Raw genomic sequence first — 23,836 nt, forward strand, 5'->3', positions numbered from 1 at the left:
GCGGGGGGCAGGAGGCCGGCCCCGGCGCCGGCCCCATGACCACGGGCGAGCGCAGCGCACAGATCGATCGCGAACTAAATGCTTCGCTAGGCGTTTTTGATGATCGCCTCCGTGAAGAGCAGGCCAGCATTGCCGGACAGCGCGGCGGGTCAGGTTTGGGAGGAGATGGCCTGGATGGCGATGGGGGCGTTTTCGGTGCCGCCGGCGCGAGCCAAGGGTCTGGCGATCGCGGATCAGACGATGGTGTGCGGGATGCAGAAAATCGAGGCGGCTCAGGGAATGAGGGGAGCAGCGGGGGCCGGGGAGATGCGCAGGGCCAAGGCGGTGGCCGCCAGGGCGGCGGCGGCGTGGGTGGTGGTACCGGCGGGGGCAGCGGGCCGAACACGGTACCGGCCGGAATACCCGATGGCAGCGATGACGACATCGTCGCACGTCAGTTGCGCGAGGCGGCGATGAGCGAGTCCGACCCGGAGCTGCGTGAAAAACTGTGGCAGGAATATCGTAATTACAAGAAGGGTGGTTGAGTTGGCTCGAAGCATCGCAGAACCGAATCACCGGTTATACGCATCATGAATCGCATGATCGCCATTCTTGCTCTTTTGGCCACTGCGTTCGCAGCAGCTGGATGCGTTACTCAGGAAACCCGGCCCCAGCCGCGCATCAAGGCCATTCAGGCATCTACCGAGATTCCGGCGGCGCAGCTGCTGGACGTCGGCGTACGCCTGTTCGACGAAAATCTGCCCACGAACGAGAAGACGCTGGAGCGTGAACATATATTCCCTGAGGTTCGCAAGGCAGAAGCACGTTATTTTCCGATGCAGATTCGCAATACGTTGGAGGGGACGGGTCAATGGGGCCAGGTGCGGGTCATACCCAGGGATGCGGACAGTCTGGACGTACACGTCTCGGGCCGGATTCTCGAGTCCACGGGCCAGCTGCTACGCGCCGAGATCGTCGTCAGCGACGCCACCGGTCGTCGATGGTTCAAGCGCGAATATGAGCAGCCGGCGGATACCCGTTCCTACAAGGATCAAAGCGCCAGACCCCGCGATCCGTTCCAGAACCTGTACAGCACTCTGGCCAACGATATGCTGATGTACCGCAGACAGCTTGCGCCGGCCGATATGGAGAACGTACGCCGCGTATCCGAGTTGCGATTCGCGACGGACCTTGCACCGTATGCCTTTCAAGACTATTTAGGCGAGGATAAGAAGAGCGGACAGTACAAGGTGATGCGTCTGCCGGCCGACAACGATCCGTTGTCGGCGCGGATGGATCGTCTGCGTGAGCGCGATTACGCTCTGCTCGATACGATCAACGAGTACTATTCGCTGTTCACGGACAACATGGCCGAGTCATACACCAGCTGGCGCCGCTATAGCTATGCGGAACTCGAGGCCGAAAGCGCCGCCAAACGCTCGGCTCTATCGCGCAAGCTGCTTGGGGCGGCGGCGATCGTAGGCGGTCTGATCGCAGGCAGCGAATCGGATAGTTATGTTGGACAGGCTGCCGCAACCGGTGCGATCTTCGGCGGCGCTTATGTCATTAAAAGTGGTTTCGACAAGGGCGCCGAAGTAAAGATGCACTCCGAGTCGATCAAGCAGTTGGGCGATTCGTTCCAGGCGGAAGTTCAGCCGATGGTCATCGAGGTCGAAGGTCGTACTTTGCAACTACAGGGTACGGCGGAAGAGAAATATCATGAATGGCGGCGGTTGCTCAAGGAACTCTACGAGAATGAGACGGGGCTGCCTGCAGCACTTCCAGCCGCGGCACATGATACCGCACCGGCGGCGGTGGATACCGATGCTCAAAGCGATTGATGATGATGCGAAGGCCGTGCGGGCGAACCGAGGTGCGCCGCGCCGCGTATGACGCTGGAAAGCGGAGATACGCTGTCGGAAAGATTCGTTTTGATCCGGCAGCTGGGTACAGGCGGCAGCGGCGAAGTATGGCTGGCGCGGGATTATGAGCGGGACAGCTTCGTCGCTGTAAAGATTCTCGCCGTCAAGCAAGGCGGCAATGCGGCTGCCCTGTGGCTGCTGCATCGGGAATATGGGCTGCTGCGCCGGCTTGCGCATGAACATATCGTTCGGGTGGACGGCCTGTACCGCAGTGGCGGCCATGCTTGGATCGCCATGGAATATCTCGACGGCGGCGATCTGTCGCAGCTGCGCGGGTGTGGATGGGGCGAGATCCTGCGAGTGGTCTTGCCGGTCGCAGCAGCGCTTGCACATGTACACGACGCGGGTATCGTGCATAGGGACGTCAAACCCGCGAACGTCATGTTGACCACGACCGGTGCACCTCGCCTGGTCGATTTCGGTACAGCCCTGGCGTTGACTGCCGTACCGGCGCCGGATGCGGGCCGCGGCTCACCTTTTACCATGAGCCAGCAACAACGCACCGGCGCGCCGGCCAGCATAGCGGATGACATCTATGGTTATGGCGCGCTGCTGTACGAGCTGTTATGCGGGTATCCGCCGTTCTATCCGGACGAACCCGTTGCGTATGACCTGGAGGCAGGCCGAGTGGCCGGCGGCAGCGCTCGGCAACCCGCGGCGCGAACCGCGGCCTGTCTGGTCGAGAGGCCTGTCGTGCTGCCGGCGTCCGGCCGATCCATGGCGGCTTTGGATGCATCGGTGCCGTTGCTGCTGGCGCGGCTGCTCGAACGTATGCTGGCGCCTCTGCCTGAGCAGCGGCCGTCCAGCATGCATGTCATCGAACGGGAATTGAAAACAGTGCTTGCGAACTCGGCGGCACCGGTCATGATCGACAACGTGAACTCATCGACGCCTCGTAAAATCATACTCCCTGTCACGCCTCCGGCATCGTGCGCATCGGCTGGACAGGAACCGCTGCGCGGCGAGTGGCGCCGCCCGAGCGCGGCGCCGGTCGGCATGGCGGCCGGTGAGCATGCACGGCGCATCCTGAGAGCGGGGCTGGTCGCAGCGGGTGTTCTTGCCGCTGTCGTGGTATTCATCGTTCTGCCACGCTGGGTCGCCGAGCGGCAGATGCCGGCGCCGCCTGCTGCGGCGCCGGAGCCTCTCGATACGCCGGCACGAGAACCTGTGGATTTGACGGTACTGGCGCATGCCAGGCAGGGCGCCGATGAGCAGCGTATCGGTCTGCAGCAGCGCCTGGATGCACTCCGGGAACGCGCTGCATCGCAATGGGATGAAGCGGCCTATACGCGCGCTGCCGGTGAACTGGCGGCCGGCGACGAGGCCTACGCGGAACGCGAGTATATTGCGGCCACCGAACATTATCGCACGCTGGAATCCCTGGTTGACGTGCTGGAGCAGCGCGCCGACGAAGTGCTTGTGCAACGATTGCAGGAAGGTGCCACGGCTTTGCAGCAAGGTGCAGCGGGTTCAGCGGCAGCCGCATTCGAACTCGCATTGAAAATCGAGCCTGACAATACCGAGGCTCTGCAGGGGCGGAAACGGGCATCGACGCTTGGTGAAGTGATGAGACTGGCGTCCGAAGCGGAGCATCTGGAAAAGGATGAGCAGACGAATGAGGCGCTGGCACGCTTCCGTGAAGCGCTGGCGCTCGATGCGCAGGCTCAGCGGGCCGGCGACGGTGTACGCCGCATCGAGGCCCGCCTGGCCGGGGATGCATTCGCGGCTGCCATGGCGCGTGGTTATAGCGCGCTCGCCGCCGGCGACTATCCGGCGGCGAACGGCGCCTTCGAGGCGGCGCGCAGGATTCGTCCCGCTGCAACGGAGATTGCACCGGCATTGCACCAGGTAGAGCAGGAGCGGCGTACGCACGAGATTGCTACGAAACTCGAGTTGGCGCGCCAGCTGGAGATGCAGGAGCAATGGGCGCGTGCGCTGACGCAGTATCGAACCGTCCTGGAGCTGGATACGACGATCGCCGCCGCTGCTGAAGGTCTCGCGCGCGCGACGCCGCGTGCGACACTCAACGAGCAACTGGAGCTGTATCTGACTCAGCCCGAGCGCCTGTTCAGTCAGTCGGTACGTATATCCGCGAAAGAAATGATGGCGCGCGCGCGCGCGATCGAAAGCCCAGGTCCGGTGCTCAGCAAACAACTCGCCACCCTGCAACAATGGCTGGAGCGGGCTGATGTACCGGTTGTGGTAGCACTGCAGTCCGACAATATTACTCAGGTGACCATCTATCGCGTCGGCGAATTCGGTGCTTTCACGCATCGATCGCTGGAGCTCCTGCCGGGAAGCTATACGGTAGTGGGAACACGAGCGGGCTATCGTGATGTGCGTCGGGAGATCACGGTGCGGCCAGGGACGGTGCTCGAACCCATCGTCATTCAATGTGAGGATCGTATTTGAGCGGCTTGATCGTGCGCGAAGCGCTGGGGGAGCGCCGGTTTGCGACCGCGGATTTTCCGATTTCCGTTGGCGGCCCAGGCAGTACGATCCTGGTAGGCGGCTGTCTGCCCGGTGTCCATGCGTATATCGGATTGCACGAGGAGCAATTGTTCGTGCAGCCGGCCGAAGATGCGGAAGTGTTGCTCAATGGATTGCGGCTCACCAGCTCGAGCTGGCTGCGCTCTGGCGATGTGGTGAACCTCGGGCCGTCCAGACTGTGTATTGCGCGTCAGGACGGGCGTTTCGGCGAGGATTTCGTCGCCCGCGTGGACGACGGCAGCAGCGGCAATATCACGGCGCCGCCGATTATCGCCGCTGGCGCCGGCATTCACGGCGAAAACGACGGCGAGTCAGAGCGCATCGATATCGTCGATTTTCGGCGCAGCGATGCCGACAGTACGCCGCGCCGCTTTCTCGTCAGTCCGGCACGCGCCATGATGGGTATCGCGGCGATCGTTGTAGCCGCCGCGTTGTGGTTCATGTTTACCGCGGTATCCATCAGCGTGGTAACCGATCCGGCACAAGCCAGGCTCGATCTGGATGGACCTGCTCCGATCGTTCGCTTCGGCGGACATGTCCTGTTGCGCTCGGGCAGCTATCGCATCAGGGCGCAGCAGGACGGCTACGCAAGCGCACATATCGATGTGACGGTGACGAAGGAACCCAACCAGCGGTTCAGGCTCGAGCTGGCGAAGCTGCCGGGGCGGTTGCAGATCGATGTGCCGGTGAGCGCTAAAATCGAGGTCGATGGCAAGGAACAGGGCGTCGCGCCGGGTGAATTCGAATTGGCGGCAGGCCGTCATACCGTATCGATCACGGCGCCACGTTACCGGCCGTTCAGCGATACCCTCGAGATCGAGGGGGGCGGAAAGACGCAGGTATTCAGTCCGCAGCTGGAGCCGGACTGGGCGCTGGTCGAGGTGAAATCCGCGCCGCCGGGTGCCGAGGTACGGGTCGATGGCCGGCGTGTGGGGGTAACGCCGCTGAGAACCGAGATACTGGCCGGTAGTCATCCATTGGAATTGCGCCTGGCGGGATTCAAATCCTGGACGACCGACGTGCAGATCGAGGCGGGCCAGCCTGTGTCGTTGGGTCCGATCACGCTGGGGCTGCCGGATGGACGCTTAATGCTGCATTCCGAACCTGCCGGCGCCGGCGTTTCGGTGGCGGGGGTCTATCGCGGGCAGACGCCTTTGCAACTCGAGTTGCGCCCGGAATTGCCACACACCATCGTTCTTACCCGTCCCGGTTACGCCTCCGCATCGCGGCAATTATCTTTGCGTGCCGGAGAAAGCCGCAGCTTGAGCATTCCTTTGGAAGGCGTTTTTGGTGAAATAGAACTGCATGCTCAACCATCGGACGCGCAGCTTTACGTGGACGGTGAGGCTCGCGGTGCGGCAAATCAAACCCTGCGCCTGGTTGCCACCACGCACGAGATCGTGATCCGCAAGGCGGGCTTCGTGGACTTCAAGACCAGTGTGACGCCGCGCCCCGGCATGAGGCAGATCGTGGAGGCGAAATTGCCGACAGTGGAACAGTCGCGACTGGCGGCTACGCCGGCAACCGTGCAAACCAAGGATGGGTTACAGCTGCGGCGCATGCCGATCGGCCGATTCACCATGGGTAGTTCGCGGCGCGAACCCGGACGGCGCGCGAATGAGGCACAGAGGGAGGTGGAGTTCAAACGTTCTTATTACATCAGCGTGACAGAGGTGACCAATGCCCAGTTCAGGCGTTTCAGGTCCTCTCACCGCTCCGGCGTCATCGGACAGCATACCCTCGATCTGGACAATCAGCCGGTGGTCGGGGTGAGTTGGGGTGACGCCGCACAATATTGCAATTGGTTGTCGCAGCAGGAGGGGCTGTCGCCCGCCTACGAAAGCAAGGGCGGCCGGCTCGTCGGCGTCGAGCCGATGACGACGGGATATCGTCTGCCCACCGATGCCGAATGGGAATGGGCGGCTCGTTACGAAACCGCCACTCGTTTGCGTCGCTATCCCTGGGGAGATACCTTGCCGGTGGTGCCGCGTTCAGGAAATTATGCGGACGCGACCGCACGATTGATCCTGCAGGATGTCATTCCAGAGTATGACGATGGGTTTGCCGCCAGTGCACCGGTCGGGAGATTTCCGCCCAATCCGCTGGGTCTGCATGATATGGGCGGCAACGTCGCAGAGTGGGTGCATGATCTCTACACTGTGGGATTGAGCACAAGCCAGCCGGCCGTGGATCCCATGGGGCCGGCGGAAGGGCGGCAGCATGTGATCCGCGGATCCAGCTGGAGACACTCCAGCGTGACCGACCTTCGCCTCTCGGCGCGCGATTTCGGCGATGCCGCGCGCAACGATATCGGCTTTCGCATTGCCCGCTACGCGCAATGAGCGCATGGAGTCGAATCATGAGTTCCAGACGACGCTTTTTCCTGATCTGTACGAGTGTTCTGCTGGTGCCGCTGACTTCGACGTTCGACGCGATTGCGGATTCGCCCGACGATCCCAAGCCGGCCGAGGTGCTGGAGGCTCCACAGGCTCCCGCGCCGCGAACGAATGCGGCGCCGGCGGCAACCGCTTCTGCAGCGCCCCAGGAATCGGCTCCATCCGCCATCCCGGCGCAGTCCGACCCCGATGAAGATGTCGATGCAGGAAAGGCGCCCGAAAGCACATTGGACGGCCGAACGTCGCCACAGCGTTTTGTGCCTTCCGAGCAGGTGCGTGCCGACTTCGACGTGTCCTTCCCCATCGATATCTGAGTCTTCGAGAGCCGTTTCATGGTTATCGCTACCGCACCACCCCCCTCCCGCCGGTTCCAATATCCGAGCGAGTTTTTCGTGACCTTGCTGGCGCTGATCGTCACGATTCTCACGATTCATGCACTGTACGTCGCCTGGATCAATCCCGTGGGCACACAGATCGTCCAGGAGGAACAGGCACGTATGAAGGTGGATCCTGATTATGTGCCGGAGCGTTCGTTCTTCCTGGTGATCAATGCTCCTGAGCAGGAAGCCGAGATCATCCATTTCATCTGGGCGTTGTTGATCATCGGCTACAAGGCGTTGCTCATTCGCCGTGAACGCCAGTTTTTGAATCGTGAATTGATCAATGTTCCGGAAGGCATCAAGGTATTGCCGGAAGATGCCAAGGACTATGCGCGTCAGCTCGAAGCCCTGCCTCCGGAAGACCAATCCATGCTGGTGGTGCGGGCCTTGCAGCGCACTTTGGATCGTTTTGCCGCAACGCGCAGCATTCGTGATTCCTCGGAAACCTCACGTGCGGTCTGTGACTCGGAAGCCGACCGGCTCGATTCCGGGCTGGCCATGATTCGCTATATCGCCTGGGCCATTCCAGCCATCGGTTTCATCGGCACCGTGCGCCATATCGGTGATGCTCTGCTACAGGCGCACAAGGCGGTCACCGGCGATATCACGACAGTGACCTCGAGTCTGGGCATTGCGTTCAACGCCACCTTCGTCGCGTTGCTGCTGACGATCATCCTGATGTTTTTCCTGCACCAGTTGCAGCAGGCGCAGGAAGGCTTCGTGCACGATACCGATCACTGGATCGACCAGCGCCTGATCAAGCATATGCAGGTCAGGTGATTCAGGATCTCCGGCTGCCATGCTGTGCCTCGAGCTCATCGATTCCGAACTGATTCTGGCACGTCTACGAGATGACGTACTCGAACGGTTGGCTACTGCACCGGGTATCGCATTGCTGGGGGACCAGGCTACCTTGACGGGCGAGTCCGCTGCGCGATGCTTGCGCCTGAGGCCGCTGCTCGCGCATACGAATTACTGGCGCACTCTGAGTACCGTACCCCTGCCGCGCCCGTCGCAACTGGTGCGCACCAGCGCCGATCTGGCGTTTGTACAGGCCGAGACCTTATTGGGATCGTACGCGGCCGCGGCGGAACAGCTGTTGCTGGCCGTGCCCGCCGGCTACAGCCGCGAACAATTGGGATTGCTGCTCGGGGTCATCGGAGCAACGGGCATCCAGATTGCCGGCCTGGTGGATGCTGCGTTGGCGGCATCCAGCCTCCTGCCCGCGCCGGCGCGGGCGCTGCATCTGGATCTAGAATTGCACCAGGCGATCCTGACCGTACTGGAATATGTCGGTGGAGAACGCCAGGGATTAAGGCGTAGTCACTACGAGATAACTCCGCACCAGGGTGTGCTTGCTCTGCAGCAGACCTGGATGCGGTTCATCGCCGAGCAATTCGTTCGCAAGACCCGGTTCGATCCACTGCACCACGCAGAGAGCGAGCAGCGGCTGGTCGATGAGTTGCCGCGCTGGCTCGCCCTGCTGGCCGATCAGGATCGAATCGTCCTGGCGATGCAATCGGGTGAGCGTAGCCTGGAAATCGAACTGGAGAAGGCGCAATTCATCGCTGCGGTACAGCCGCATTACGTCGAATTGCGACGATTGGTGCAGCGCGCGCGCATTGCCGGCCTGCCGGTGGAGCTGCATCTGTCTCAGCGCATTGCCGGCCTGCCGGGATTGTTGCAGCATTTAGAGGATCTGCGCGACTGCACCATTCGGGTGCTGCCTCCGGGCGCTGCTGCACTTGGTGCACTGCAGCACGCGTCCGCAATCATTCGTCCAGCGGATGCATTGGCGCTGGTCTACCATCTGCCGGTATTCCGCGCCGCCGATATCGATGATGACAGCCCCGACAGCAGCGCCGCCGGCGACTCGACACCGGCGCTGCTGCGTCCGACGCATGTGCTGTTTCAGGGGCGAGCCTGGCGCATTGCGGAAGAGCCGCTGGAAATCGGCTGGTCGCCACAGACATCGGGCAGGGCATTGCTGCTGTCCGGATCGCCGGGCGTGTCACGCCTGCATTGCACCGTGCTGCGTCGAAACGGTGCGGTACTGATCGAAGATCACAGTACTTATGGTTCCTACGTCAACGAGGAGCGTGTCGTCGGCAAGACGGCACTTACAGTCGGCGATCGCCTGCGTCTTGGCACACCGGGCATCACGCTCGAACTGATCCAGCTGGTAAATGACGATGGCACGCCGCAAGACTGAAATCTTCAGCATGTCGTTCCTGGATTGCATCACCTGTGCCTTCGGCTCGGTGGTGCTTGTGTATACCTTGATCAACGCGCACGGTGGATTGCGACATGCTACCGAGTCGCAGGCGCTGCATGCCGAAGTATCAAGATTGGAACAGCAGGTGCTGGATGGCTATCAGCAACTGGTGGTATTGCGCAATTCACTGATTCAGGCTGATGAGGAACAGGCTCGTACGGAAGGACTGGGGACGCGCGTGCTCAGCGAAACCGAACGTATGAAGCAGCAACTGACCGACGCGGACAAGGAAGCCTTGTCGCGGCGCGAGGCGATCGAGCGTCTGAAAGCGGATCTCAAGTCTCTCGAGGAGGATGCACGGCGGCTGGAAGGCGCCAGCAAGGATGCTGGTGCATCGGGCACACGCGTGCATGGCTTTGTCGGTACCGGGGATCGTCAATACCTGACTGGACTACGTATCGGCGGAGAACGGATACTGCTGCTGGTCGATGTATCGGCCAGCATGCTGGATGAGACGGTCGTCAACGTGATCCGCATGCGCAACATGTCGGATACGCGCAAGCGAATGTCCGAGAAATGGCGCCGCACACTCTCGACGGTCGATTGGCTGGCGGCGCAGATGCCCCTGGACGGGCAGTTTCAAATCTATGCCTTCAACACTCGTGCTTGGGCACTGCATCCGGACTCGGACGGTAAGTGGCTCAAGACCAGCGACTCGAACGCGCTGATCGAGGCCCTGTCGAATCTGCGAAAAATCGTGCCGGCCGAGGGCACCAATATCGAGAATGCATTCATCGCGCTGAACCAGATGAATCCGCGGCCGGATAACGTGATCATGGTGACCGACGGGCTGCCGACGCAGGGAACGAGCGCACCGCTGATCCGCAAAACCATCGACGGCGATGGTCGTTTGAAGCTGTTCGAGCGGGCATTCGCCAGATATCCGCGCAGCATACCGCTCAATATCATCTTGATGCCGATGGAAGGCGACCCGATGGCGCCGAGCGCCTTCTGGGTCGCCGCACGCAGCACCGGCGGCTCATTCATGAGTCCGTCGAAGGATTGGCCATGATGCTCCCGATTGGACCGGGGCGAGCCGGGACGGACGAGGCAGCAGTCCACTGCGTCGATCCGGGGGGCAGTCGGTGTGTGGATCGACAGGGGGGCAGGTCATGTCGCGCAGGTTGAAACGGCGCGAGACCGAAATCTTCAGCATCTCGTTCCTGGACTGTATTACCTGCGGCCTGGGATCCGTCGTGCTGCTGCTGGTGCTGAGCAATATCCGGGCGCCGGACCTGGAATACTCGGAGCAGGATCTGCAGGCACAGCTGCTGAAGTTGCAAGATGAAATGATCGATATCCAGGGACAGAGCGACATTCTCAATCGCGACTTGCGCGCCAGGCAGGAACAATTGGCGGAGGAAAAGCAGCGCGTGGCACGCCTGCAGGGCAGCCTGAGCGATATCCGCGGCAAGTATGCCTCATCGAAGCAGGATGCGGACATCGCCAATCAGTTGGAAGGGCGGCTGGCGTCGGCGCAGCAGTCGCTCACCGAAGAAATGAAGCGCCTGCTCGGACAGGGGTTCCGACGCAAGGCCGATGACGCGATCGGAGGCATTCCGGTCGATAGCGAATATATCATTTTCATCATCGATACCTCGGGTAGCATGGTCAATTACGCTTGGCCCGCACTCCTGAAAAAGGTCGAGGAAACGCTGAACATCTACCCGCGTGTCAAGGGTTTCCAGGTGATGAATGATGAAGGTACCTACATGTTTCCGAGCTATCGCGGCAAGTGGATTCCCGATACGCCGGCACAACGCCGGCTGGTGATCGACCGGCTGCGCACCTGGAACGCATTCTCCAATTCGAGCCCCATCGAAGGAATCCTAGAAGCAATCCGTACCTACCACTCCAGAGATAAAAAGATTAGCCTTTATGTGTTCGGCGACGAGTTCACCGGCCCGTCGATCGACTCGGTGGTCAAGAGCGTGGACATCATCAACCGCGAAGACGAGACCGGAGAGCGGCGCGTACGTATTCATGCTATTGGCTTTCCGGTGCGTCCGGATGCACCGCAGTACACCAGTATCCGTTTCGCGACGCTCATGCGAATCATCTGTCAGCGTAACGGCGGCTCGTTCGTGGGGCTGGAGGATCCGCCGCGTCGCGGATCGCGTTTCCAGATCGGTGATGTCTCGGCGGTACCACCGGCCTTGGAGTCGGCGTTGTTACCGGTCATCGAGCCGGCACCGGTGTCGAGTCTCGTACAATTCCGGCAGCCGACGTGAACACTTTCGGAATGTTCCAGCCGCGGATTTTCCGCAAGCGCATGCAGGTCATCCGCAACGGCATGCTGCGAGTCGTCTGCAGTTTCCTGACCGGGCTGACGCTTGCCATGGTCGCCGGCTGCGGTCCAGTGCGTCTGGTTGTCGCAACAAATATCCCCACGCCGCTGATCGTCAAGATTCCAATGGGCGTGGCATTGTTCATTCCAGCGGAATTTTCACAGTATGTGCATATGGAAGAACGCTGGAGCACAAACTGGCATATCGATCTAGGTCAGGCGCAGACGGACGGTATAACGCGGCTGCTGCAAGCCATGTTCGAACGCGTCGTCATCGTCGATAGTTTGAATTCTGCCAGTCATTTGGATGCCGGCATACGCGTGATTCTCGAACCCAATATCGAGGAGTATGCATTCGTCACGCCTCGCGACGCAGGTTCGCAGTTTTTTGCGGTCAGTATCAAGTATCGCGTAAACGTCTATCTACCGGATGGCAAGCTGGCGGATTCCTGGAGGTTCACAGGTTATGGTTCGCTGCCTTCCCGCGGGTTGTCGAGCGAGGCACCTCTGGCTGCCGCAACGGCACTGGCCATGCGGGATGCCGGCGCCAAGCTGGCGGTGGAGTTCCGGGAACAGGCTGTGATGCGTGGATTGCTATCTAGGCCCGAAGCCGTCGACACATCGGGCGTACCTGCGGGTTTTGCGGCGGGTTCCGGCGTGATACCGGAATCGGATCAGAAATCCATGGTGTCCGATGAATTGTTGCCGCAATCCGCGACGTCGGCCGAATCATCATCGGAATCGCCGGCCGCACCGAAATCTGTATTGCCGGCTGCACCGCCTTCCGAATCGCCGGTTTCAGGCAGGCAATTCCAGCCCGGTCGTCCTGCCGGCAAGGAGACCTCGATGATCGATGTCGAAAGGACTCTTCTTGCGGAGGGTACCGTATCTGCGTGATGCCAGGGCTTCGCGGCTAATCGCCGGACTCGGCTTTAGGCGTGCGAAATATTTCACGATTCCTCATACCGGTCGTTTCTGTCGGTTCTCCGTCCACGAATCTAGGGCGAAAGCGCGATGCCTTGATGGCTTCCAGCGCCTCCGAGGCTTGTCGTGCCGAGCCGTTGTGATCGGTCACTTTGGCATCCTCGACGGTACCGTCACGGGTCACGGTGAATTCGATTTGTACAAAGGTTTCGTCGACCTGGTCCGCCGGCAAGGCCAAGTGACGTGTCGCCTGTAATGGCATCGGGTAATACACGCGGACGGGAAAACTCAGCGGCGTGGGTAGGGATGAAATATCCATGGCGCGGGAATCGGCGGCAATCCCGGTATCGGTGCCAGGCACCTCTTTTCGGGATAAAGCAGCGGCGCGGCGATAGTAGGACAGGGCTTTTTCCGACTGTTGCTTGATCTGATGCCAGTCGCCGTTTTGCAGAAGCACTTCGATGAGCCGGTCCGCGGGTGGCGCCGGCTGCATGTCCAGCAGCGCAAGCGCACGGCGCAGAGCGGTTTCGCCTTCGTTGTCCAGGTAGCGCGGGTTGAGCATCACCGATTCGTTTCTGGCGCCGTCTGCGCTCATGAGCGTCCGCTGTCGATCGGTCCTGCGACGCAGGGTGGAGTACAGCAGTTCGCGCGGATAGCTGGCGGCAAGCACCTGCAGCGGCTCGATCAATGCCGGATCATTGCTGCCCAGTGCCGCCTCCAGGATCGAAATCGCTTGTCTATAATAGGCTCTTGCGATCTGGAAATAGCCGATCTCTCCGTACCAACTGCCGATCCGTACAAGCGTCGGAGCGAGGCGCGGATCGTCACGGCCATAGGCGTGCTCGTCCACCTTCAATAAATACTGCATCTGGCGTTCGGCCTCGGCTGCTTGGCCGCTGCGGGTGAGACTGATCGCAAGCTGTTGCAGGATGCCGCGCTGGCTGAGGTCGAACAGGCCCTCATTGCGATGGATGATCAGCAGGGCACGCTGCAGATAAGGTATGGCTTCCGTATCCCGGTTCCCGCCCGCGAGTGAATACCCGAGGCCGCGCAACGGCTCGATCAAGGCTGAACTTGTCGCACTGGCATGAGCTTGAACGATGCTCAGTGCTTCCTGGTAGGCAGTCTCGGCGGAAGCATAGTCGGCTCTACCGAGATGTGCGTGGGCGAGTAAAATCAGCACATCCGCCAACATTTGCGGGTGTTGTGGGGCCTTTTCGCGGGTGGCGGCGACCAGTTTTTCGGCTGCCGCTGCCGCGGCGGTCCAGTCCTGCTGGTCCACCTGCGCCCAGTATTCCTGCTGGGATTCGGGCCGCTCTGTGGCATGAGCGGTTTGTATGGCCGACCGGCAGGGGACGGTCGCCAGCAATATCGAAAGCACCACAGGATATGAAAACCGCATGAGTTTGGGCGAGTCCATAGGCCGTGACGTTTCTTGCAAGGCTAAGGCGTCGCGGCGTCGGGTACAAGCGCATGCCGTGCGACAGAGCTTGACCCGTCGGGGCGATTTTGTCTCAATCGTTCGGTCATGGGGTATCCGGAACGAATGTCGTGGCGGACTGTCCCGTAGCCCAAACCTGCCTGGTGATGCGATGAGCGAAGAATCCCTATGGTACAAGGATGCCGTCATTTATCAGATGCACGTGAAGGCATTTCAGGATGCCAACGGTGACGGTATCGGGGATTTTGCCGGGCTGACCCAGCGGCTGGACTATATCCAGGACCTCGGAGTCGATACGCTCTGGCTGCTGCCCTTCTATCCCTCGCCGTTACGTGACGACGGATACGACATCGCGGATTATTGCGACGTGCACCCGGACTATGGCACGCTCGAGGACTTCAAGGAATTCATTGCCGCAGCACATCGGCGCGGCCTGAAGATAATCACCGAACTGGTGATCAATCACACCTCCGATCAGCATCCGTGGTTCCAGCTCGCGCGTCGTTCGCCACCGGGATCCGCAGAACGCGACTTCTACGTATGGAGCGATGACGACAAAAAATTTGCCGGCACCCGCATCATTTTCACTGATACCGAAGCCTCCAACTGGGCCTGGGATTCACTTGCCGGCCAGTATTATTGGCATCGCTTCTTTTCTCATCAGCCGGACCTGAATCACAACAATCCCCGCGTCGTCGATGCCGTCATCGAGGTGATGCGCTTCTGGATGAATATGGGCGTCGACGGCATGCGCCTGGATGCCATACCGTATTTGTGTGTGCGTGAAGGAACCAGCAACGAGAATCTGCCGGAAACGCATGCGGTACTGAAGCGTATGCGCGCGGCCATGGATGCCAGTTATCGCGACCGCGTATTTCTCGCCGAGGCGAATCAGTGGCCGGAAGATGTACGCGAATACTTCGGCGACGGAGACGAGTGCCACATGGCGTATCATTTTCCGCTGATGCCGCGCATTTTCATGGCGGTCGCACTCGAGGATCGTTATCCGATCTCGGAGATCCTGCGTCAGACGCCCGATATTCCCGAAAATTGCCAGTGGGCCATTTTCCTGCGCAACCACGACGAACTCACGCTGGAAATGGTGACGGATCGCGAGCGCGACTATATGTACCAGATGTATGCACAGGAGCCACGCATGCGTGTCAATGTCGGCATACGCCGGCGCCTGGCACCGCTGCTCGGCAATGATACAGATCGCATCAAGCTGATGAACAGCCTGTTGCTGTCCATGCCAGGGTCGCCCGTCATCTACTACGGCGACGAAATCGGCATGGGCGACAACATCTATATCGGGGATCGCGACGGCGTACGCACTCCCATGCAATGGAGTATCGATCGCAACGCAGGCTTTTCGCGCGCCGATCCGCAGCGGCTCTATTTGCCGACCATCATGGATCCGATCTACGGCTACCAGGCCGTCAATGTAGAGGCTCAGAATCGCGATCCTTCTTCCTTGCTGAACTGGACGCGGCGCATTCTGGCTGTGCGTCGCCAGTACCAGTGCTTCGGCCGCGGTACACTGGATTTCGTCCGTCCGCAGAACCGCAAGCTGATCGCCTACATCCGCAGCTTCGATGCCGAGATCGTATTGTGTGTCGCCAACCTTGCACAGACGGCACAGGCCGTGGAGCTCGATCTATCGAAATACAAGGGCAGGGTACCGGTCGAGCTGATGGGCCATAATGCCTTCCCGCCGATCGGTGAGCTGCCTTACTTCCTGACCTTGCCGGCTCACGGTTTTTTCTGGCTGCTACTGAGCGATACCGCGCAGCCGCCAGAGTGGCATGTGGAGCGCCTGCCGGCCACGGAATTGCCGGTACTCGTGCTCGCCGAAGGACTGACGACATTCCTGGTAGACGGCGCACGAGCGCCGAGCGGCAGCGGTCTGGCGCGTCGAACGGTGCAACAGCTGGAACAGGATGTGCTGCCCGAGTTTTTGCAGCCGCGATGCTGGTTCAGGCGTTCGCGGGAGGGCTTTGTTGCTGCGCAGCTCGGTCCTCGCAGCTTGTGGCGCATGGACCAGAAGACCTTTCTATTATCGTTCATCGAAGCGAAATCCGCCGAGGAGCCGCAGCGTTATTTTCTGCCTTTGACGATTGCGTGGGAAGACGACACCGACGGTGTTTTGCGCACCTCCGATTGGACGCTTGCGAAAGTTAGGGAACACGCCCGTGCGGGCGTGCTGATTGACGCATACGCCGACCCTACGTTCTGCCTCGGCTTGGTGCGCTGTGCCACAGAGAACGCGCGTGTGCCATTTGCCGGAGGTGAATTGCACTTCGAGCGCTGCGGAAATCAGCTATCACTCCCGCCGGAAGCAGAAGTACAGGCACTCGATCATGCCGGCACCGTGGTTGACCACACCAGCATCGTATTGCACAACGCGCTGTTTCTCAAAGCGTACCGACGCGTCGAAATCGGGCCGCATCCCGATGTGGAAATGGGAAGGTTTTTGACGCGTGCCGGTTTTCGTTCCAGCGCCGCGCTGTGCGCCAGTATCACCTATGTCGATACGGATTCCACCGTGATCGCCGCTGTGTTCGCATATATAGGCAATCAGGGAGATGCATGGACTTACGCGCTCAATCACCTGGATCGCTATGCGACCGACATGTATTCGCAGGATGTTGCCGTCGAGTCTCCGCATGCACTGTTCACCCGCCAGATGCGTACGCTGGGGCGGCGCGTCGGCGCCCTGCATGCGCTGCTGGCGCGGGCGCCTGCGGACGATGCGGCATTTGCGCCGGAACCCTACGAAATTACCGATCTGGAGCGCCTTTGCGATGCCATCTGCCGGGATGCCAGATCGGTGCTGGAATCGCTGTCCGATAAAATGCCGGCATTGACGCCGGCGTTGCGCATATCTGCCGAGAGACTTTTGACGCAGCGCAGAACCTTGCTGCAATGTATATGTGAAATGGGAAGCGTGACCGGCGGCGAACCGCTTCAGAGGTTCCGGACACGCCTGCATGGCAATTTACGGCTGAGCAAGGTGCTACTCGTGGCCGACGATCTTTTGATCACCGGATTCGAGGGTGATCCGACGCTTACGCTGGCGCAGCGCCGTCGCAAGGCTACGCCTCTGTATGACGTGGCCAGTCTGCTGCGCTCCTTCGATCACGCGCGCGCCACCGCGCTGGAGCGCGCGGTGACCGGGCGGCCGGATCTTTCCGAGCATCTGGAAGCAGCCTTGCTGCAGTGGCGTGAGGCGGCCAGCGAAGCTTTTCTCAAGGGGTATCGCGCCAGCATGAGGGGCGTCGGCAGCGTACCGGCGGATAAAGCTTCGTTCATGCGGCAGCTGAATTTATTGCAGATCGGCCTTGTGACGCGTGAATTGCTCGAATTACTGAGCAGCGATCCCGGACGTATCGCCGCGCCGATCGATGCGCTGCTGGAATTGATGAACAAACGGGCCGGGAGGCGGATTGGCCGGCAGGATCACCGGTAGGTGGGAGGTGCGCCTGGCCGTGCGGCCATACTGAAACCGCCGACGACATTACGACAGCGGCCGGCGGTGAGGTCGCACGTTATCGGATCATTGGCCGAATACCCAGCGGATCAACTCGGCCTGTATCGCCTCGCCACTACCTAGATGCGCATCGGGGTGGTTCACGAAAATGACGACCACGTAGGTCTTGCCGGAAGCGGCGTTGACGAATCCGGCCAGAGCACTGACATGATCCAGGCGTCCAGTCTTGAGCCGGATACGTCCTTGCATGCCCGGAGATTTGAATCGATTACGCAAGGTGCCGTCCATGGCCGATAGTGGCAGGGAGGCGGCGAACTCGGGCATGAAGGGATTGTGCCAGGCGATATCCAGCATTTCACCGAGGCCCCGTGCGGTGAGTCTTTCGATGCGTGACAGGCCCGAGCCGTTCTCCAACACGAATCCCGGAATCTCGATTCGCTGGCGCGCCAACCAGTTGCGAATCGCCGTACGCCCCGACTCGATCGAGGCCGGTGTTCCCGTTTGTTCCGCTGCGAGCGTCAACAGCAGGTGGCGCGCCATGATGTTATTGGAAAATTTGTTGACCAAACGCACGACCTCGGGTAGCGGAAGTGATTCATGTTCATACAGGAGGCGCGCGCCCTCCGGCAGTACTCCCATGCGAAAGGCGCCATCGATGACGCCGCCGGACTGCACCCAGAATGTCCGGAATGTGCCGTAGGCGTATTCGGGGGCAGCCATGATGGCGCGGTTGATGGAAAATCTGCCGCAAGCGGCTGGAAATACGCCGCTGATGACCAGCAGCGTCGGATCGTTTTCATCCGGCATGCCGAAGCTGATGCCACGGTTGTAGCCCTGACAGACACCCGAACCCAGACGCAGCTGGTTCTTGACGATGAGATTCGCAGGCAGCGGGTTGATGGTCACCTGTGGTTGTGCGCGCTGCGGCATGGCACTGATCGTGAAGCGCGAAGTCTGGAAATTCACCATCAAAGCGTCCGGCAGGACGTTGTAGGTGCGGAAAGGCTGGGTATCGAAATCGGCACGATTTGTACCGATAGGCTCGAAATAGCTGTTATCGACGACTATGTCACCGGTGATTTTCACCAAACCACGTTCGCGCAGATTTTGGATGAACATCCACCAGCGCTCTGCCGTCATGTAGGGATCACCCCCACCCTTGATGATCAGATCGCCATGCAGCACGCCATTGGCAAGTCTGCCATCCGCGTATGCGCGAGTCTTCCAGGTATAGGCGGGACCAAGCATGTCCAGCGCCGCGAACGTCGTCAGTACCTTGATGGTTGAAGCCGGGCTGCGCGGCTCATCGGCTGACAGATCGATCAGTACTTCATCCGTGCCTGCATCGCGCACGTAAATGCTGATGTGATCGGTCGGGATTTTCGCATTCGCCATAGTCCGTGATACCGCCGGCGGAAGAGGCGTATGGGCATGGAGCGTGCTGCCGAGGAATAATGATGACAGCAGGGCGAGGATGATGCGTGCGGCGGAGTATCTGAACATTGCGAAAAAGGATCGAGTCTGGCCGAGTGCAATTCTACCCGGTCAGGCTGCATACTTCCCGGTCTGCGTGGCAGCGGGTAAAACAGATGCGACGATTGTGGAACACCTTCCTGAAGGGTCTGGTGGCGGTGCTGCCGGTGGCGCTGACGCTTTACCTGGTATTTTGGCTAGGCAGTACGGCGGAAGCCATCCTGAGCGGACCGCTGCGGGCGATACTGCCGGAATACGGCTACTGGCCGGGATTGGGGTTGTTGATGGGTTTCCTGCTCGTGCTCCTCATCGGCGTGCTGGTAAACGCGTACATCGTGAGAGCGATGCTGCGTCAGGGCGAGGTGCTGCTAAGACGCATTCCCATCGTCAAGACGATCTTCGGCGCATTCAAGGACATTACCCGGTTCCTGCCGGATGGCAGCAGGGGGCGGGATCTCAAGCGTGTCGTTCTATGGCGCATGGGGTCGGCGCAGTTGATCGGATTCGTCACTGAGGAACAGCTCGATGTCGGCCTGTTCGGCCCGGAATCCGACCATCTGGTGGCAGTGTATTTTCCCATGAGTTATCAGATCGGCGGGTATACGATGTACCTGAGCAAGAACGATCTGCGCGAGACGGATCTGTCCGTGGAGGAGGCCATGCGGTTGGTACTCATCGGTGGTATCAGAAGCCAGCCGACAGATGCAGCAGGTTCCGTACCGGCACGCGGTGCAGACACCGGTCTGTGAATCAGTTCTCGAGTTGCCCATTCTTGTCATTCGTGGCCGCCTGGTATTTGTGGCCGGCTTAACAGTCCCGCGACTTTGTGGCGATTGAAAGGCAACCGACTGGTAGGATTCATGCGCAGAAAGTCACTACTCGCAATCACGTGTCCGATCCTTCCCCAATGCCGAATCTTCGGCAGCTGCGCATCCTGCACATCGTCGACGCCACCGGTGCGAGCGGCGACCTGCAGCAGCAGTTATTCATGCCTTTGCTTACGCGGATGCCACAGGATCGTATCAAGACCCAAGTTGCGAGCTTGTCGCCCGACGCCGTGCCGGCGGCTGTACTGCGACAGTACCGGATCCCGGTCCACGATGTGCATTTGTCCCGCCGTCGTTTCTCATGGCGAGCCATCCATGATTTGTCGGAGGCGGCCCGGTTATTCCGGCCTCATGTCATCCAGGCATGGGGACACACCGCGCAACTGCTGTCCATGCTGCTCGGCAAGCGTTGCGACTGGCAACCCCGAATCATCTGGAGTGCCGCCGACTCGTCGCCGCTGGCGCGCGACGCCGGTGTGCTCGACCGATGGAAGTTGAAAGGGATCATGCGCCTGTCGACACGCGTCGACCGCATCGTATACGCCTCCGAAGCGGATGCGGTTCGACACCGGCGCGCCGGCTTCCCGGAGGGAAAGCATCTGACTGTACCTCCCGGGGTGGATGCGATCCGCTTCAAGCCGGACCCTGCGGCGCGCAGTCGACTGCGCACACAGCTGCAGATCGACTCTGAAGCGTTCGTGATCGGCATGTCGGCCGCGTTCCGGCCGCAATCCGATCATGCCACCTTGCTGAAAGCGGTTGCGGACCTGATCAAGAGCCATCCCAGGATCGTAGTCTTGCTGGCTGGACATGGCGTGCAGAAGGGGAATGCCGCGTTGGCGGCGCTGCTGGGCAACAGCTCGTTGGCGACGCGTACTCATCTGCTGGGTGAATGGTCGGATCTCGCCGCGCTGTACAACGCCTGTGATGTGGTGTGCTCCAGCGCCTTGCATGACGGTTCGCGCATGCAATTGGTGATGGCGATGCTGTGTGGCGTGCCGTGCATCGGTACCGGACTGGGCGCACAGGGTGAGGTCATCGGACGATTCGGTATTGCAGTCGAGCCCGGCAGCCCGCCGGCATTCGTCAAGGGCGTTACTCGCCTGTTGGAGTTGACACCGGAGAAGCGTCTGCATCTGGTGCGCAATGCCAGAAGACACGCGCTGCAGAATTATATTCATGTGCGCCTGTTGCAGAGATACCTGCAGCTCTACTATGACCTGGCCGGATGCAACGTCCGCGGCAAGGACGACATTCCCGCCTTTCAATGTGATATGACGATCGGCATCGATGCGGCTGCGGATCCAGGTACATCACGGCCGCAGACCGAAGACGAGATCTTGCCGACATGGCAGCAACAGGCATCTTCGGGAAAAAAGCAGGCGCCGTCCAGGACGGCCCCGCCAGGCGCCGAGCGCAGCCAGGACGATGTGCTGAGGTTGTTCGAGGCGGAACTGGCGCGCGAAGCTAAGGCCAACCGCCTCACCGGTTCGCCCCAGCATGAGCGTGCTCGCGGCGTCGTCGAGGAAGGCGAGGATCTGCTTGCACCGGAGGCGTTGCAGATGCCGCCATCTGCGGTAACTGGAATGATGCGCCGCGATATTTGCGACTCGTAGACGAGAGCGGTAACGTACGTCTGATCGATGGGCTGGCAGCAGCAACCAGTGCCGGCAATACAGGTGGCTGCGCCTCGATCCGCAACCCTGCTTGTGCGAGACCGGATTCGCGGTGCTGCGCCGGCAAGCGAGCGAAGAGTTCCCGAGCCGAATCGCAGGTTTCACATGCAAACACTTCCGACGTTCGATCTGGTCCTGTTCGGTGGCACAGGTGATCTGGCGATGCGCAAGCTTCTACCTGCACTCTATCGCCGTACCTGTGCGGGACAGGTCTGCGCCGATACACGCATCATCGGCGCAGCCCGGAGCGATCTGTCGCGCGAACAATACCTTGCTCAGGTCAAGTCCAACTGCGAGGCGCACCTGGATGGAGAATTCAACGAGCGGATGTGGGAGAGCTTTGCCAGATGCGTGGATTATTGCAAGGTGGATGCCGGAGAAGATCTTGACTATGCGGCGTTGTCCCGCCTGCTGGAGGGACGTGAGGATCATGTCCGCATATTCTTCATGTCTACGGCGCCGAACCTGTTTGCACTGATCTGCGAAGGATTGGCGCGGCATTCTTTGGTGACATCGGCATCCCGGGTCGTTCTGGAGAAACCGCTGGGCGAGGATCTGGTTTCCTCCAGGCAAATCAATGAACGCGTCGGCACGGCATTTCGGGAGCCGCAGATTTTTCGTATAGATCATTATCTCGGCAAGGAAACGGTACAGAATCTGCTGGCGCTGCGTTTCGGCAATATGCTGTTCGAGCCTTTATGGCGCCGTGGGCGAGTCCGGCATGTGCAGATCACCCTGGCAGAGGACGTCGGCGTGGAGCGCCGTGCGCAGTTCTACGATCAGACTGGCGCATTGCGCGATATGGTGCAGAACCATTTGTTGCAGTTGCTGTGCATCATTGCGATGGAGCCGCCGGCCACCGCAAATCCAGATGCGATGCGCGATGAAAAACTGAAAGTACTGCATGCGCTGCGGCCGCTTGCGGGCAACGATGCCCGGAACAACACGGTGCGTGGTCAGTACAAGGCAGGTGCGATCGCGGGTCAGCCGGTTATCGGCTATCTGGATGAAAAGGACGTGCCGCCGAACAGCGTGACCGAAACCTTCGTGGCCTTGAAAGTCGAAATCGATTCCTGGCGCTGGGCGGGGGTGCCTTTCTATTTGCGTACCGGCAAGCGGTTGCAGGAGAAGCAGTCCGAGATCGTCGTGACCTTCGAAGACGTACCCCACGCTCTGTATGAGCGGCCGGAGCAGTTGCATTCCCTGAATCGCCTGGTCATTCAACTGCAGCCGGAAGAGGGCATCACGCTAAATGTGCTTGCAAAGAGTCCGGGCGAAGGTATGCGTCTGCGTCCCGCGGAGCTCAGTCTGGATTTCGCGGAGTATTTCAACGGTCAGCGGCTGGATGGCTATGAGCGCCTCTTGACCGATATCATCAATGGCAATCTGACGCTGTTCATGCGTCGTGACGAATTGGACGCCGCGTGGGCGTGGATCGATCCGATACGTGAGGCCTGGCAACAGTACGAAGAGCGGCCAAAGGCCTATATTGCCGGTACCTGGGGACCTGCTGCGGCGAGTTCCTTGATCGTTCGCGATGGATTCGTCTGGAGAAACGAGCTGTAATGCCGCTGCACTGGGTTCATGAACATCACTTTCCGGATTCGCCGACGCTGGTTCACGCCTTGTCCGGCGAGATCAAGGTCGACCTGGAAGAAGCCATCGGCGAGCGCGGCGCATGTAGCCTGGTCGTGTCAGGAGGGCGTACACCCAGAGCCTTGTTTGAACAATTAAGAACCGAGGCACTGGATTGGACGAAGGTCTGGATTGCACTTGCGGATGAGCGCTGGGTCGAAACCACATCGCCTGACAGCAATGAATATCTGGTGCGCGAGACCTTGCTGCAGGATCTTGCTGCCGCTGCGCATTTCATCGGCCTCAAGAATCCCGCACCGAAACCCGAGGCAGGCGCGGAATGGGCGTCCCGTGCGCTGACTCGAGTGCCGCGTCCCTTCGATGTAGTGGTGCTCGGCATGGGAGAGGACGGGCACACCGCATCCCTGTTCCCGGGATCTTTGGCCTTGGCGCGCGGTCTGGACCCTGCTGCCGTTCCGGGCTGTATCGCCGTCAATGCGCTGACTGCTCCGCATGCCCGCTTGAGCCTGAATCTTTCGGCTTTGTTGGATTCCCGCCGGATCATTCTGTACATCGAGGGCGAAGCCAAAAGACACGTATATCTGCGGGCCCGCGTACCGGGGACGGTAGCGGAGTACCCGGTACGTGCCATTCTGCATCAAAGAACCGTTCCCGTTGATGTATTCTGGGCGCCTTAGATC

At 60.4% G+C, this 23,836-nt stretch carries 17 protein-coding genes; 15 read left to right on the plus strand and 2 right to left on the minus strand.

What is annotated here, in order from left to right; genetic code table 11:
* Positions 1-35 precede the first annotated feature (35 nt).
* From ACG33_RS00820 to ACG33_RS00865, 10 genes are all read left to right on the plus strand, one after another.
* Entirely contained in the window at positions 36-524 is a 489-nt protein-coding gene (locus tag ACG33_RS00820; protein ID WP_066917931.1) for a hypothetical protein, read from the plus strand.
* Between the two features lie 45 nt (positions 525-569).
* Positions 570-1,820 carry a hypothetical protein gene (locus ACG33_RS00825; RefSeq protein ID WP_066917932.1) on the plus strand — a complete coding sequence of 417 codons (1,251 nt, stop codon included), beginning with the start codon at positions 570-572 and terminating at the stop codon, positions 1,818-1,820.
* 48 nt (positions 1,821-1,868) lie between these two features.
* Positions 1,869-4,313, plus strand: coding sequence for a serine/threonine protein kinase (locus ACG33_RS00830; protein ID WP_066917933.1), 2,445 nt, complete (start codon positions 1,869-1,871; stop codon positions 4,311-4,313).
* Entirely contained in the window at positions 4,310-6,733 is a 2,424-nt protein-coding gene (locus ACG33_RS00835; protein ID WP_066917934.1) for an SUMF1/EgtB/PvdO family nonheme iron enzyme, read from the plus strand. The genes ACG33_RS00830 and ACG33_RS00835 overlap by 4 nt, the downstream gene beginning before the upstream one ends.
* A 17-nt stretch (positions 6,734-6,750) precedes the next feature.
* The gene (locus tag ACG33_RS00840) at positions 6,751-7,101 is read left to right on the plus strand and encodes a hypothetical protein (RefSeq protein WP_066917935.1); all 351 of its coding nucleotides are present in this window, start codon (positions 6,751-6,753) and stop codon (positions 7,099-7,101) included.
* Positions 7,102-7,119: 18 nt separating this feature from the next.
* Positions 7,120-7,947: a MotA/TolQ/ExbB proton channel family protein gene (locus ACG33_RS00845; protein WP_066917936.1), complete on the plus strand. Its 828-nt coding sequence runs from the start codon at positions 7,120-7,122 to the stop codon at positions 7,945-7,947.
* Between the two features lie 19 nt (positions 7,948-7,966).
* Complete coding sequence (locus tag ACG33_RS00850) at positions 7,967-9,379, plus strand: FHA domain-containing protein (RefSeq protein ID WP_066917937.1); 1,413 nt, start codon at positions 7,967-7,969, stop codon at positions 9,377-9,379.
* Positions 9,354-10,454 carry a vWA domain-containing protein gene (locus ACG33_RS00855; RefSeq protein ID WP_066917938.1) on the plus strand — a complete coding sequence of 367 codons (1,101 nt, stop codon included), beginning with the start codon at positions 9,354-9,356 and terminating at the stop codon, positions 10,452-10,454. The genes ACG33_RS00850 and ACG33_RS00855 overlap by 26 nt, the downstream gene beginning before the upstream one ends.
* A gap of 100 nt (positions 10,455-10,554) precedes the next feature.
* Positions 10,555-11,673: a hypothetical protein gene (locus ACG33_RS00860; RefSeq protein WP_210399123.1), complete on the plus strand. Its 1,119-nt coding sequence runs from the start codon at positions 10,555-10,557 to the stop codon at positions 11,671-11,673.
* Positions 11,670-12,626, plus strand: coding sequence for a hypothetical protein (locus ACG33_RS00865; protein ID WP_157071614.1), 957 nt, complete (start codon positions 11,670-11,672; stop codon positions 12,624-12,626). The genes ACG33_RS00860 and ACG33_RS00865 overlap by 4 nt, the downstream gene beginning before the upstream one ends.
* Before the next feature lie 16 nt (positions 12,627-12,642).
* On the opposite strand, the gene ACG33_RS00870 is transcribed toward ACG33_RS00865, so the two are convergent.
* Complete coding sequence (locus ACG33_RS00870; protein WP_168159982.1) at positions 12,643-14,055, minus strand: TonB family protein; 1,413 nt, start codon at positions 14,053-14,055, stop codon at positions 12,643-12,645.
* A gap of 190 nt (positions 14,056-14,245) precedes the next feature.
* Between ACG33_RS00870 and treS the strand changes: the two genes are divergently transcribed.
* A complete protein-coding gene (treS, locus tag ACG33_RS00875) occupies positions 14,246-17,563 on the plus strand; it encodes a maltose alpha-D-glucosyltransferase (protein ID WP_066917941.1) in 3,318 nt (1,105 codons plus the stop codon).
* Positions 17,564-17,650: 87 nt separating this feature from the next.
* Here the strand turns inward: treS and dacB are convergent, their stop codons facing one another.
* Positions 17,651-18,979, minus strand: a complete 1,329-nt coding sequence (gene dacB / locus ACG33_RS00880) for a D-alanyl-D-alanine carboxypeptidase/D-alanyl-D-alanine endopeptidase (RefSeq protein ID WP_168159983.1) — start codon at positions 18,977-18,979, stop codon at positions 17,651-17,653.
* 194 nt (positions 18,980-19,173) lie between these two features.
* Between dacB and ACG33_RS00885 the strand changes: the two genes are divergently transcribed.
* The 4 genes from ACG33_RS00885 (at position 19,174) to pgl (ending at position 23,833) form a co-directional block, all read left to right on the plus strand.
* On the plus strand, positions 19,174-19,806 hold the full coding sequence (locus ACG33_RS00885) for a DUF502 domain-containing protein (RefSeq protein ID WP_066917943.1): 633 nt from the start codon (positions 19,174-19,176) through the stop codon (positions 19,804-19,806).
* A gap of 158 nt (positions 19,807-19,964) precedes the next feature.
* Entirely contained in the window at positions 19,965-21,500 is a 1,536-nt protein-coding gene (locus ACG33_RS00890) for a glycosyltransferase (protein ID WP_066917944.1), read from the plus strand.
* Positions 21,501-21,665: 165 nt separating this feature from the next.
* On the plus strand, positions 21,666-23,126 hold the full coding sequence (zwf, locus tag ACG33_RS00895; protein ID WP_066917945.1) for a glucose-6-phosphate dehydrogenase: 1,461 nt from the start codon (positions 21,666-21,668) through the stop codon (positions 23,124-23,126).
* The gene (gene pgl / locus ACG33_RS00900) at positions 23,126-23,833 is read left to right on the plus strand and encodes a 6-phosphogluconolactonase (protein ID WP_066917946.1); all 708 of its coding nucleotides are present in this window, start codon (positions 23,126-23,128) and stop codon (positions 23,831-23,833) included. The genes zwf and pgl overlap by 1 nt, the downstream gene beginning before the upstream one ends.
* Positions 23,834-23,836 lie beyond the last annotated feature (3 nt).

The organism is Steroidobacter denitrificans (assembly GCF_001579945.1).
GTDB lineage: Bacteria > Pseudomonadota > Gammaproteobacteria > Steroidobacterales > Steroidobacteraceae > Steroidobacter > Steroidobacter denitrificans.

Coding starts and splice junctions, on each gene's coding strand:
- ACG33_RS00845 (WP_066917936.1), top strand. CDS start 7,120: ATGGTTATCGCTACCGCACCACCCCCCTCCCGCCGGTTCCAATATCCG.
- ACG33_RS00860 (WP_210399123.1), top strand. CDS start 10,555: ATGTCGCGCAGGTTGAAACGGCGCGAGACCGAAATCTTCAGCATCTCG.
- ACG33_RS00850 (WP_066917937.1), top strand. CDS start 7,967: ATGCTGTGCCTCGAGCTCATCGATTCCGAACTGATTCTGGCACGTCTA.
- ACG33_RS00870 (WP_168159982.1), bottom strand. CDS start 14,055: ATGCGGTTTTCATATCCTGTGGTGCTTTCGATATTGCTGGCGACCGTC.
- ACG33_RS00890 (WP_066917944.1), top strand. CDS start 19,965: ATGCCGAATCTTCGGCAGCTGCGCATCCTGCACATCGTCGACGCCACC.
- dacB (WP_168159983.1), bottom strand. CDS start 18,979: ATGGCGAATGCGAAAATCCCGACCGATCACATCAGCATTTACGTGCGC.
- zwf (WP_066917945.1), top strand. CDS start 21,666: ATGCAAACACTTCCGACGTTCGATCTGGTCCTGTTCGGTGGCACAGGT.
- ACG33_RS00825 (WP_066917932.1), top strand. CDS start 570: ATGAATCGCATGATCGCCATTCTTGCTCTTTTGGCCACTGCGTTCGCA.
- ACG33_RS00820 (WP_066917931.1), top strand. CDS start 36: ATGACCACGGGCGAGCGCAGCGCACAGATCGATCGCGAACTAAATGCT.
- ACG33_RS00885 (WP_066917943.1), top strand. CDS start 19,174: ATGCGACGATTGTGGAACACCTTCCTGAAGGGTCTGGTGGCGGTGCTG.
- ACG33_RS00855 (WP_066917938.1), top strand. CDS start 9,354: ATGACGATGGCACGCCGCAAGACTGAAATCTTCAGCATGTCGTTCCTG.
- treS (WP_066917941.1), top strand. CDS start 14,246: ATGAGCGAAGAATCCCTATGGTACAAGGATGCCGTCATTTATCAGATG.
- pgl (WP_066917946.1), top strand. CDS start 23,126: ATGCCGCTGCACTGGGTTCATGAACATCACTTTCCGGATTCGCCGACG.
- ACG33_RS00830 (WP_066917933.1), top strand. CDS start 1,869: ATGACGCTGGAAAGCGGAGATACGCTGTCGGAAAGATTCGTTTTGATC.
- ACG33_RS00840 (WP_066917935.1), top strand. CDS start 6,751: ATGAGTTCCAGACGACGCTTTTTCCTGATCTGTACGAGTGTTCTGCTG.